This window comes from Caproicibacter sp. BJN0012 (genome assembly GCF_035986805.1).
Taxonomy (GTDB): domain Bacteria; phylum Bacillota; class Clostridia; order Oscillospirales; family Acutalibacteraceae; genus Caproicibacter.
This window is the reverse complement of the sequence record NZ_CP142518.1, coordinates 2469054-2481395: the sequence shown is the minus strand read 5'-3', so window position 1 is coordinate 2481395 and position 12342 is coordinate 2469054. Positions and strand designations below refer to the sequence as shown.

10 protein-coding genes are annotated in these 12342 nt (G+C 53.8%); 4 read left to right on the top strand and 6 right to left on the bottom strand.

Annotation, left to right across the window (positions count from 1 at the left end):
- The first annotated feature begins 271 nt into the window (after nucleotides 1-271).
- From VA597_RS12035 to VA597_RS12025, 3 genes are all read left to right on the top strand, one after another.
- On the top strand, nucleotides 272-769 hold the full coding sequence (locus VA597_RS12035; protein WP_326974629.1) for a MarR family winged helix-turn-helix transcriptional regulator: 498 nt from the start codon (nucleotides 272-274) through the stop codon (nucleotides 767-769).
- A gap of 386 nt (nucleotides 770-1155) precedes the next feature.
- Complete coding sequence (locus tag VA597_RS12030; protein WP_326974627.1) at nucleotides 1156-1698, top strand: substrate-binding periplasmic protein; 543 nt, start codon at nucleotides 1156-1158, stop codon at nucleotides 1696-1698.
- A gap of 89 nt (nucleotides 1699-1787) precedes the next feature.
- The gene (locus VA597_RS12025) at nucleotides 1788-2918 is read left to right on the top strand and encodes an iron-containing alcohol dehydrogenase (protein WP_326974625.1); all 1131 of its coding nucleotides are present in this window, start codon (nucleotides 1788-1790) and stop codon (nucleotides 2916-2918) included.
- Between the two features lie 540 nt (nucleotides 2919-3458).
- Here the strand turns inward: VA597_RS12025 and trpA are convergent.
- The 6 genes from trpA to trpE are packed head-to-tail and all read right to left on the bottom strand — an operon-like array spanning nucleotide 3459 to nucleotide 9951.
- Nucleotides 3459-4244 (bottom strand): tryptophan synthase subunit alpha, encoded by a 786-nt coding sequence (trpA, locus tag VA597_RS12020; RefSeq protein ID WP_326974624.1) that lies wholly within the window; start codon nucleotides 4242-4244, stop codon nucleotides 3459-3461.
- Entirely contained in the window at nucleotides 4231-5424 is a 1194-nt protein-coding gene (gene trpB, locus VA597_RS12015; protein WP_326975685.1) for a tryptophan synthase subunit beta, read from the bottom strand. The genes trpA and trpB overlap by 14 nt, the downstream gene beginning before the upstream one ends.
- The gene (locus tag VA597_RS12010; RefSeq protein WP_326974623.1) at nucleotides 5424-6041 is read right to left on the bottom strand and encodes a phosphoribosylanthranilate isomerase; all 618 of its coding nucleotides are present in this window, start codon (nucleotides 6039-6041) and stop codon (nucleotides 5424-5426) included. The genes trpB and VA597_RS12010 overlap by 1 nt, the downstream gene beginning before the upstream one ends.
- A gap of 11 nt (nucleotides 6042-6052) precedes the next feature.
- Complete coding sequence (trpC, locus tag VA597_RS12005; RefSeq protein ID WP_326974622.1) at nucleotides 6053-6835, bottom strand: indole-3-glycerol phosphate synthase TrpC; 783 nt, start codon at nucleotides 6833-6835, stop codon at nucleotides 6053-6055.
- Between the two features lie 9 nt (nucleotides 6836-6844).
- The gene (locus VA597_RS12000) at nucleotides 6845-8479 is read right to left on the bottom strand and encodes a bifunctional anthranilate synthase component II/anthranilate phosphoribosyltransferase (protein WP_326974620.1); all 1635 of its coding nucleotides are present in this window, start codon (nucleotides 8477-8479) and stop codon (nucleotides 6845-6847) included.
- Nucleotides 8476-9951 (bottom strand): anthranilate synthase component I, encoded by a 1476-nt coding sequence (trpE, locus tag VA597_RS11995; RefSeq protein WP_326974619.1) that lies wholly within the window; start codon nucleotides 9949-9951, stop codon nucleotides 8476-8478. The genes VA597_RS12000 and trpE overlap by 4 nt, the downstream gene beginning before the upstream one ends.
- A gap of 798 nt (nucleotides 9952-10749) precedes the next feature.
- On the opposite strand from trpE, the gene VA597_RS11990 reads away from it, so the two are divergent.
- The gene (locus VA597_RS11990) at nucleotides 10750-12183 is read left to right on the top strand and encodes a spore germination protein (RefSeq protein WP_326974618.1); all 1434 of its coding nucleotides are present in this window, start codon (nucleotides 10750-10752) and stop codon (nucleotides 12181-12183) included.
- Nucleotides 12184-12342: the final 159 nt, after the last annotated feature.

Sequence of the window (12342 nt, the reverse complement as noted above, 5' to 3'; positions counted from 1 at the left end):
CTTTAATAAAAGCAATAAACAATCAAAGATTAAGTTTAAAATGGACAAGTAATGAAATGAATATTAGGATATTCGTGAGAAAGCGAAATCCAACCCGACGACGATCTGGTGATGTCGGAATAAAATGGAGTTTTACCAAGGAATACGTATGGTAGAATTATGAAAGGATTGTCGGCATGACCTAAGACCTAATACTGCAGTCGCAATTCCCTTGAGAGACTATTATTTTTCTGTTATAATATAAAAAATGGTGAAAAACGAGGAATCAAAGATGGAAAGCACCGGAAACGTAGAAAGCATTTTTGCAGATTTGGATAAAAAAGTAGACCAGTTATTTGAATATCAGCTTGTTATGACCAGCTATCAGTCGGTAAAACGTGACTATGGAACCGGTATTTATTTGAGCGAAATGGAAGCGCATATTCTGTTGTATATCGAATGTGAGCCGGGCATAACAGCCAAGGAAATAGCAAAAATGACACATCGAACAAAGGGAACTATATCTATTTTGATTTCTTCCCTGGAAAAGCATGGCTTGATTACACAGCAGGTAAATCCCCAAAATAGGCGAGAACGAAATCTTTACCTAACGGGAAGCGGACAGGAGACCTGTCTTAAGCACAGGGCATATGACCGGAAAACAACCATGGAGATCATTCTCTGGCTTTCTAAGGACTGCGTGCCGGAGGAAATCAATGGATTCTTTAAGGTCTTGAATCTCCGTACCGCTTATTTTAATAAGATTATTGAAGAAGAGAAAAATAAATAATGTTACGTTGTTCTATAAGGTGCTAAAGGGGTTAGGACTCGCAATCACATTTTAGAAAAATCAAAAGCCTGCCCTTTTGGACAGCACCAGAAAATAGACAGAAAAAAGGAAAGCCTTTTGTAGAATATCGATGAGTAGATACCCACCGATAAGTCGGTGGTACTTTTGCGGAACCAAAGTCGCAACCTGTTTCCTGCGGCCCCTAAAGGGGCTGGTAGCTTCGCCGTCACATTTGGTTTTCTATCAAATCTTCTTTGAGCTGATTTTGAATATATTCCTGAATTATTTTTCTATTTCTGCCATATGATATTTGCAGTTCCATTTAGGTCGGTTTATAAGGAACTACACGCAACTGTGAAACGGGCTGCTGACAACAAAACGGCGATATGGTCGTCGATGCGATGTACGTCAAGGACGAACGCCTCAAGATGGCCGCTTTCAGCGACAAATGGTATCAGGAAGGCGAAGCGGTCGTTATTCCGCAGAATTCGTCCATCAAAAGCAAAGCGGACCTGAAAGGAAAAAACGTCGGTGCCCAGCCCGGCACAACATTTTATGAGACGGCACAGGCCTGGAAAAAGAGCGGCGCCATCGGCGACCTCACGTCTTTTGACAACCAGGCGACATTGATGACAGCCGTCAACATGGGAAAAGTTGACGCAGTGGTGACGGACGGCATCGTGGCGGGATACACGCTTTCGCAGGACAGCAGCCTGAAACTGAAGCTCCTGAGCCCGTACAAACCGGAAGCCAGCGGCCAGATTGGTTCCGCAGTCCGCTTTTCTGATGAGGCGTTTCTGAACGAAGTCGACAAGGCATTGAACGAGATGAAACAGGATGGCAGCCTAATGGAAATTTTGACCAGTTACGGTTTGACGAAAGACTATTTTGTCGGTGTGGATCAGGGAAAGACAAAGAATGTCAAGTAATCGCACTGTTTGAAAATGTCCGGAGCATTTCAAATGCTCCGGACGCTTTTCTGCGATCGTTATTTTACTTTTAAGGGAGTGACCTTTCCTTGCAGTTCAATTATTATTTGCCGGTAAATTTAATTTTTGGCAGTGGGAAAATTAAAGAACTCGGTGGGCAGGTCGAGCAGTATGGGCATAAGGTTCTTATCGTAACCGGAAGAAGCAGTACGAAAAAATCCGGTCTCCTCGAGAAGTCCGTTGCTCTTCTCAAAGAATTCGGTGTCAACAGCGTGGTGTTCGATCAGGTTGAGCCGAATCCGACTACAACGACTGCATATGCCGGAGTCAAGCTTGCAAAAAGCGAAGGCTGCGATGTCGTGGTAGGTCTCGGCGGCGGCAGCATCATGGACGCCGCAAAAGCAATTGCATTTCTTTCCGTGAACGAAGGTGATATTTCCGACTACATCTTCAACAGAAGATTTTCAGACAAAGCGCTTCCCGTTATTCTTGTTCCAACTACCTGTGGCACGGGGAGCGAGGGGAACGGCTTCGCGGTTCTGACAAATCCTGAAAACGGCGATAAAAAATCGCTGCGTTGCAACGCGATTGTTGCAAAAGCCTCAATCATTGATCCCGACTTAATGAAAACCATGCCGAAACCCGTTCTTGCGTCGGTCGGGTTCGATGCTCTTTGCCATAACATGGAAGGGTATCTGTCCAAGATCGGGCAGCCGATGACAGACATTATGGCACTCGAGGGCATTCGGCTGATTTCGGAAAGCCTTGTCAAAGTGTATGAGGGTTCCGGTGATGCCGAAGCGTGGGAAAAAATGACGTTTGCCAGTACTCTCGGCGGAATAGTTATCAATACGGCGGGCGTTTTGGCACCGCATGGTATGGAGCATCCGGCGAGTGGATTGAAAAATATTGTCCATGGCAGAGGACTTGCCGCTCTCACTCCAGTTGTGTTTGAAGAATCCATCAAGGGTGCACCTGGAAAATTTGCCGTTATCTCAAAGTTACTAGGCGGGAATGATGAAAAGGATTGCGTTGCGCAAATCCGCAAACTGCTTACAAGACTAGATCTCAATGTTACACTTTCCCAGCAGGGCCTTTCGGAAAATGATGTGGACTGGATGGCTGAAAATTGTCTAAAAGTATCCGCAGCCGGAATCGCTAATAATCCTGTTGTTTTTTCTTTGGATGATATTAGGTGTATTTATAAAAAGGCTATGTAATGAATAGCCGGGCAATGTCTTGCCGTCTTCCCTTATTTTGGATTTGTAATCATTCCGGTCTTTCTTTATAATTATTCTACTGAAAGGAGCCGCATCCGTGAAGCTGATTTATAAATTTTCCATGGACGATTTTATAAAGGACTATGTAAAAACCCAGAAAATTTACTTTTCCTCAGTCGTGTGGAATCTCGGCATACTGGCGCTCACTGTGCGGTCCCGTATAGCGCGGGTGTGATGGATACGTTTCCGACAGAAACAAGCGACATACCGGGGATACGCCAAGACGAGGGTATTTGCCCTCAGAGCGATGTCTGCGGTTGTTACACTTCGGTTGCCCGCCCAGTCACTGAATGGGATGACGACTCCCAATTAAGCAATAAAGGAATTTATAGACCCGTTTGTAGTAAGAATTCCAAGAATAGCCCCTTGAGGGGCGGCCTGAAAAAGCCAATACGTTGGTCAAATCTCTTAAAAGGCTATCCGGTAACATACCCTTTTAGGGCTTATGCAAGTCTCCCGGCTTGCCGGGAGTCATGACTTTCAACGCACGGCGTCCTTCAGAGAACGTACAAATTCCGCAACCGGCGTCACTGCGCTTCGTTTTTCCCGTTCCACAATCCGCACCACCGCACTGCCGACAATGACCCCGTCGCAGTAAGCCGCCATCGCCATCGCCTGTTCCGGCCCGGATATACCGAACCCAACCGCGCACGGGATTTTGGCGTATTGCTTTACCGCGCCGAAGAATGAATCGAAATCGGTTGTAAAGCTGCTCCGCGTCCCCGTGACACCGGTGGAGGAAACACAGTACAGAAAGCCTTTCGCACCGGCGGCAATCATCGCGATGCGGTCATGCGAAGTCGGCGCAATCAGCCGGATCGGAACAACGCCGCTCTTCTCTGCGGGACCCTGGATTTCGTCCCGCTCCTCGTACGGCAGGTCGGGGACAATCACACCGTCCACTCCGGTCTCGGCGCAAAGCCGGAAAAAGCGCTCTGTGCCGAAACGGAAAATACTGTTGGCATACATCATGAGCAGGAGCGGCTCATCGGTCTGCACGCGCAGACACCGGACAAGGTCGAAAATTTTAACCAGCGTAACGCCCCCGTCGATCGCGCGTCTGCTCGCCTTCTGGATTACCGGCCCCTCGGCGACCGGGTCGGAGAACGGCACGCCGATTTCGATCAGGTCTGCTCCTGCCCCGAACATGGCGAGAACCAGCCGTTCCGTAGTCTCCAGGTCCGGATCCCCCGCTGTGACAAACGGGATCAGCGCTTTTTCTCCTCTCGCCTTGAGTTCCCCGAATTTCCGTTCAATCCTGTTCATTGAGCTGCACCCCCCTGTACCTTGCGATGGAATAGACATCCTTGTCCCCCCGTCCGGAAAGGCAGACGACCATCGTCTGATCCTTCCGCATTGTGGGCGCGATCTTCATCGCCGCCGCGACTGCATGTGCCGATTCGATCGCCGGGATGATTCCTTCCGTTTTCGACAGGTATTCAAACGCCCGCACGGCTTCCTCGTCTGTGACCGCGACGTAATCCGCGCGGCCGGTCGCATGAAGGTTTGCGTGCTCCGGTCCTATACCGGGATAATCGAGTCCCGCTGAAATCGAATAGACCGGCGCGATCTGACCCTCCTCGTTCTGGAGAAACAACGATTTCATCCCATGAAAAATACCGGGGGTCCCTTTGGAGATGGTCGCGGCGTGCAGAGCGGTGTCCACGCCCTTTCCCGCCGCCTCCGCACCGACCAGCCGCACGCCCGGGTCCGGGATAAAATCGTAAAACATCCCCATCGCGTTGGAACCGCCGCCCACGCAGGCGACGACGCAGTCGGGCAGCTTCCCCTCGCGCTCCAGGAGCTGCGCTTTCGCCTCTTCGCCGATGATTTTCTGAAAGTCGCGTACCATCTGCGGGTAGGGGTGCGGTCCCATGACCGAACCGATGAGGTAATAGGTATTTTCGACATTGGAGGTCCAATCGCGCATGGCCTCGTTGATCGCATCCTTGAGCGTTCCGGTTCCGGAATCAACCCCTGTCACCTTCGCGCCGAGCAGTTCCATGCGGTAAACGTTCAGCGACTGGCGCTCCATGTCCTCGGTGCCCATGTAAACCTCGCAGTCAAGGCCGAACAGTGCGGCCGCCGTCGCGGTCGCCACCCCGTGCTGGCCCGCTCCCGTCTCCGCGATGATGCGAGTCTTTTCCATGCGTTTCGCCAGCAGGATCTGCCCGAGCACATTGTTGATCTTGTGGGCTCCGGTATGGTTCAGATCCTCCCGTTTCAGATAGATCTTCGCTCCGCCGAGGTCCTTTGTCATCCGCTCCGCGCAATAGAGCATCGAAGGCCGGTTCGCATATTCCCGGTACAAACGATTCAGTTTGTTCTGAAACTCAGGGTCGTTCTTCGCCGCTTCATACGCATTTTCAAGCCCGTGGACGGCGTTCATCAGCGTTTCGGGGACGTATTGTCCGCCGTACTCTCCGTATCTTCCGGCTTTTTGCATCAATTTGATCCCACCTCTCCGGATTCCCCGCGGAGAATCCGCATTACTGTTTCGATTTTCCGGCGGTCCTTGGCACCGCCGGTTTCAATACCGCTCGAGACATCCACTCCGTAAGGCCGCATTTCGCGGACGATTGTCGCAAGGTTGCCCGCGTTCAACCCGCCCGCCAGAAAATACGGAACCTCGATGCGGCAGCTTCGGATGACGCCGAGATCCGCGACGCGCCCGGTGCCTCCCGCCTCCGTTGGAGAAAAGGCATCCAGCAGAAAGCGGTCGGCGGGAAGCGTCAGAGCGCGAAGCACCGTTTCCCTGTCCCGAACGCGCACTGCCTTCCAGATTTCCATCCCCGGCAGGAGGCGCCGGAGAGCTTCGATATATTCCGCGGCCTCGCCGCCGTGGAGCTGCACGATGTCCAGCCCGGCCAGCCGGACGGCACGGCAGACCGTTTCCGGCTCCTCGTCGGCAAACACGCCGACCTTCCCGATCCCGGAATCAAGTTTTTCCGCCAGCGCCGCAGCCGCCTCCGGTGTGATTCTCCGCTTTGTCCCGGCGAATACGAAACCCGCGTAATCCGGGTGGAATTCATTAAGGTAGCCGATGTCCTCCTGCCTTTTCATGCCGCAGAGCTTCACCTTCGTAGCCCGTCCCTCAGTCCGTGCAGCATTTCCGCCACGTTTTCGCTTCGCATCAGTGTTTCCCCGATCAGAACGGCGTCGGCTCCGGCGCATCGCACCGTTTCCATGTCCTTTCGCGTTGTAATCCCGCTTTCAGAAACAAGCGTACATTCTTCCGGCACCAGCTTTGAAAGGTGCACGGTGGTGCTTAAATTCACGCGGAAGGTTTTCAGGTCGCGGTTGTTGATGCCGACGACGGTTCCGCCGGCCGCCAGAATACTCGCAAGCTCCCGCTCGTCGTGCGCTTCCATCAGGCAGGAAAGGCCGAGCGACTCCGCAAGCCCGGCGTATTCCCGCAAGGTTTGCTCATCCAACAGAGCGGCGATCAATAAGATCGCGTCCGCGCCGATGGCGCGCGCCTCATAAATCTGATAGGGGTCGAGAATAAAATCCTTGCGCAGGATCGGCAGCGCAACCGCCCGCCGGATCTCTTTCAGATATTCGGATGAACCCTGAAAATATGCCTCCTCCGTCAAAACGGAAAGCGCGTCGGCCCCCGCCGATTCGTAGGTCCTCGCAATCTCCACGGGATGAAAGTCCGGGCGGATCAGCCCTTTGGACGGTGAGGCCTTTTTGACTTCTCCGACGACCGAAAGATGCTTTCCGCGCAGGGCGGCGCGGAAATTCTTCGGAGCGGGGGCCGCTTCGGCCCTCCGCTTTACCGCTTCCAGCGGCGCCACGTCTTTTTCGTGTGCGAGCTGGACCCGCCGTTTCGCTGCGATTTCTTCCAGAATCATCGTTTCCTCCTAAAATCGGTTGGTCACTTCGACCATCCGATTGAGCTTTTCGAGCGCCGCGCCGCTGTCGATAGACTGCGCTGCGAGGGCTACCCCCTCTTTGACCGAAGCCGCTTTTTTTCCGACATAAAGAGCGCAGCCGGCGTTCAGCAGAACGATGTCGCGCTTCGGGCCTTTTCCGCCCGACAGAATGTCTTTCGCGATCGCGGCGTTTTCCTTCGCCGTTCCGCCGACGATATCCGCCTTGTGTGCAAGCGGAAGGCCGAAATCGATGGGAGTGATTTTGTAGGAGTCCAAATCTCCGTCCTGAATTTCGCAGACGCTGGTGGAATCCGACACGCTGACTTCGTCCAGGCCGTCGTCCCCGTGCACCAGCATGGCGCTTTTGACTCCCAGATTTACCAGCACCTGCGCCAATGGGCCGAGAAGCGATTCGTCATAGACGCCCAGCAACATCGAATCGGCGTGCGCCGGGTTTGCGAGTGGCCCCAGAATGTTGAATACCGTGCGCAGACCGGTTTCCCGGCGAGAAGCCGCCACAAAACGCATGGAGCCGTGGTAGCACTGCGCGAACAGGAACGCGATCCCGCATTCTTCCATGCACCGCGCCGCCTGTTCCGGCGTGATCGAGATTTTTACCCCAAGCGCCTCCAGCACATCCGCCGCGCCGCTTTTGCTCGAAACGCTGCGATTGCCGTGCTTCGCCACCCGAAGACCCGCGCCCGCGGCGGCAAACGCGGCGGTGGTAGAGATGTTGAAGCTGTTGGACAGGTCTCCGCCTGTTCCGACGATATCCACGGCGGCGGGGGAAATGCCAACGGGTTCTGCCTTTTCCCGCATCACTTTGGCAAAGCCGGTGATCTCGTTGATGGTTTCGCCCTTCATGCGCAGCGCCGTCAGAAACGCTGCGATCTGCGCATCGGTCGCGGCGTCGCCCATGATGCAATTCATGGCGTCACGGGCTTCCTGCTCCGTCAGATTCCCGCCCTCCACGGCTTTCAGCAGGAAGGGCTTGAGCCCGGTTCTCTTTTCCGCCGGCAGCGGCGGAAAAGTCATCTGTTTTGTCTCCAATTGACACACCTCTTTCAGAAATTGATACAGGATTCGGTCCCCGCTCTCAGTCAGCACGGATTCCGGGTGGAACTGCAGGCCGAAAGTGGGCTCCGTTTTGTGCTGCACGCCCATGATCTGGCCATCCTCGTCCTTCGCAACGACGGTGAGACTGGCGGGCAGGGTCACGGGGTCGAGAATCAGGGAGTGATATCGCGCCGCGGTGATGGTCTCCGGCAAGCCGTGGAACAGGGGGCAGGCGCCGTCCACCCGGATCTCGCTCGATTTCCCGTGCATCAGGCGCGAGGCGGGCACGGTTTTTCCGCCGAACGCCTCGCCGATGCACTGATGGCCGAGACAGATCCCGAGGATCGGGATTCTTCCGCTGAACCGCCGGACGGCTTCGACGGAGACGCCCGCATCCCTTGGGTAACCTGGGCCCGGGGAAATCACGATCGCCTGCGGATTCAGCCGTTCGATCTCCCCCGTCGTTATTTCATCGTTCCGGACGACCCGGATCTCCGGGTACAGCCGCCCGATGCGCTGGACCAGGTTGTAGGTAAAACTGTCGTAATTGTCGAGAAACAGGATCACAGCCTCTTCGCCTCCTGAATCGCGCCGAGCACCGCCAGCGCCTTATTTTCGGTCTCCTCATATTCTTTTTCCGGCACGCTGTCGGCGACGATCCCCGCTCCGGCCTGCACATAGGCTTTCCCGTTCCGGAACAGCGCCGTGCGGATGGCGATGCAGGTGTCGATATTCCCGTCAAAGCCCAGGTATCCGATCGCTCCGCCGTAGACGCCGCGCTTTTTGTCTTCCAGCCCGTCGATGATCTGCATTGCCCGGATCTTCGGCGCGCCGGAGAGCGTGCCCGCCGGCAGAACGGAGAGCAGCGCGTCCTCGGCGGTTTTGTCCTCCCGCAGAACGCCCGTGACCTCGCTGACCAGATGCATCACCTTCGACGCGTGCTCCACATGCATGAAATCTTTGACCTCCACCGTACCGTACCGGCAGACCCGGCCGACGTCGTTGCGACCCAGGTCGACCAGCATGGTGTGCTCCGCGCGCTCCTTTTCATCCGCTAAAAGCTCCCGCTCCAGCCTTTCATCCTCCGCTTCATCGGCGCTTCTGCGGCTGGTGCCCGCAATCGGCTTATTGGTAACGACTCCGTCCGTCACGTTCACGAGCATCTCAGGGGAGGCCCCCACGATGCAGTAGCCGTCCGACCGGATATAATACAGGTAAGGCGAGGGGTTCGCGGCGCGGAGCACGCGGTATACTTTGAACGGGTCCGGCGGGTTTTCAATCTCAAACCTCCGGGAGAGCACGACCTGAAATATATCCCCCGCACGGATATAGCCCTTTGCTTCCTTCACCATGGCGCAAAAGCGCTCCTTTGAGAGATTCGAACAAACTTCGATTTTGCCCGGATCATATCCGGGGACGGCCGGCTCCTTCGCCTTCCCCATCTCCAGCTCCCGCAGAATCTCCCGCGCCCGCGCTTCGCAGGCTTCGTACTGCGCGGCGGTATTCCCGCCCCTCCTGACGTTCAGGATTACAAACACCCTGCTGCTCAGGTGGTCGAAAGCGATCACCTCATCGTAGAGGGCAAGCTCGCAGTCCGGCAAACCCAAATCATCCTCGGGCGCGGAGCCGAGTTTCTTTTCCAGATAGCGCAGAAGATCATAGCCAAAGTACCCGACCAGGCCGCCCGTGAACCGGGGAAATCCCGGCAGTCGGGGCGAGCCATACTCTCTCACGATTTTTGCGAGGTATCCGGCGGGATCTTCGACCCGCTCCGAACGAACGGAGCCGTTCTCCTCGAACTCGGCAATCCCCCCGCGGATAGTGATTTTTGACTTCGGGTGGATTCCCAGGAAAGAATACCGCCCCCACTGCTCCGACCGCTCCACGCTTTCCAACAGAAAACAGTCTTCGCAGAAAGCTTTCAGCGTACTGAAAATGCCGACCGGCGTGCTGCGGTCCATTAGTCTGGATGCGGCGACCGGCACCATCTGATAGCCGGACAAAAGCCCCTTCACGGTCTCTAACGGCGGATTCAACATATTCCGTCCTTCCTTTCGGTTCAAATTGCAAACAAAAAAGCCTATCGTCCCTGAAATTCAGGGACGATAGGCTCGTGGTGCCACCCTAGTTCGGAAACGGATAACCGTTTCCCTCATTCCGGGTACGCAGCGAAACTTCGTCGCAGACAGAGGTACGCAGCAGAAGTTGCATCAATACCCTCCCGCTGTAACGCGCGGGGCGCGGCGGCAGATACCAGGGGAAAAATCCCCTTTCCCTGCGCTCCTGACAAATCCATTCGCGGAACATCGCATGGGCCGGCTCTCAGCATCGCCGTACTCTCTGTGCCACCGTCGTGTCCGTTACTTACCTTTGCTCATCGGATTTCCCGTATAAAATTTATCTTATTATAAAAGTGCTTTGGTAAATTGTCAATATGTTTTTTCCATCAATTTATGGTGCGGAGGATATTTTGTTCCGTCGACCTTCATACTTTACCCCAAGAGTACCTGACGCCGTCTTTATATACCTAAATTCAGAATGAGGACACACTTATGCCCTGTGCCAAGGCTACTCCCCTATGTGAGGACAATGGTCATATTCAGAGTTTCTTGGATATGATCGCATCCTCAGGAATCAAATTTAACACGAACCTTCGTTTGCGGAAACACATATAGGTACGTCTGAGCGTTCTGGGAGTATACCATTTCCAGAGATGAACTTTTCATTTTATCCTTAACAAAGGGTGCATAATTACTCAGATTGAACAATATAACGATTAATCAGGAAATACTTGGATATAATATTAGATAAAAAGTTCCAGGGGAGGAGGCCCTTGTTTGCTCTTTGGATTTATCCTTCGGAAGATAAGTCATCTTGTCGGCTTCGAACACACGCGGGTTCATGAAACGCTGGAAAACGGAGAGGAAAAGGCCGCCGCGAAGCTGAAAGAACCGCTCCAAGAACGGCTTTCTGAAAATCTGAGCAAGCTAAAGGCCGCGATGGGAAACAGCAATGATTTCAAAGTGCATTCCTTCCGATTCGGCTCGGACGGGAGTCTGCTAGGTGCTTTGATCTTTATTGACGGACTGGTAGACACCAAGTTCATGACCAATGCAATCCTCCGACCACTGATGAATCAGCGGTTTGAGAATTTCCAGCCGACTGCGGGTCAGAAAGTACTTGATGAACTTCAACACGAAGTACTGTGCGCCAGCGATGTCACGGTTGTCCGTTCGCTGCCCGAGGTCGCCTCGAGCTGCCTGTCAGGCGATACAATCCTTCTTCTGGACGGCAACGTAACCGGACTTGTCATCAGCACAAAGGGCTGGGAAAAACGAAGTGTCAGCGAACCCCAGTCCGAGACGGTTGTGCGCGGACCACGCGAGGGTTTCACCGAAAATCTGCGCACCAATACGTCGCTGATCCGGCGTAAGATCCGCAACGAACATCTTCGCGTGGACCATATGACTGTCGGTCGAAAAACCCAAACCGATATTTGCCTGATCTATTTAGATGGCGTAGCCGATCCCCAAGTGGTGGATACAGTCAAATACCGCATCGGCCACCTGGATGTGGATTCGATCTTGGAATCCGGTTACATTGAGGAATATATTGACGATGCGCCGTTTTCTCCATTTGCAACCATAGGATACAGCGAGAAACCGGACGTGGTCGCGGCGCGTATTCTGGAGGGCCGCACTGCTATTGTGGTAGACGGCACACCATTTGTGCTGACGGCGCCAATGCTGTTTATCGAAAGTTTTCAGACGGCCGAGGATTATTATACGCGTCCGTTGTATGCAAGTCTGACGAGAATTTTGCGCTTTGTCGCGTTCCTCATCGCCGTGTTTGGTCCCGCTGTTTACATCTCTCTGACCGCCTTTCATCAAGAACTGCTGCCCACCACGTTGTTGTTTACTATAGCCAAAGCACGCGAAGGAACGCCATTTCCCGCTTTTGTGGAAGCGTTAATTATGCTATTCGCGTTTGAAATTCTTCGGGAAGCTGGTATCCGGCTGCCGCGCCCGGTCGGACAGGCTATCGGCCTCGTGGGCGCGGCGGTTCTGGGCGCGACGGGCGCGGGCATATTCGGCAGCTTGAGCGAGGGTGTGGAGAACATGGTTCACATCACCGGCAAGGTGGAACCCGTCATGAAGAATCACGAGATATATACCGACTGCTTCGGCGTGTACAAGAACGCGTTCACCGCGTGGAAAGACGCGAAGATATACGACAAACTGAGCGCCGTTTGTTTAAAGCATTGGGGATGACGGTTCAATTGTGAATAATAGGGTCTGCATCTAAAATGAGCAAATGACACAAAATAAACGGCGGTTGATGTTTAGAACATTTCTTTCAGAATGTCTAAATATCAGCCGCTGTTTTCTATGTCTGACCCTTTATTCACGCGGGTTTGGACACTTTTGATC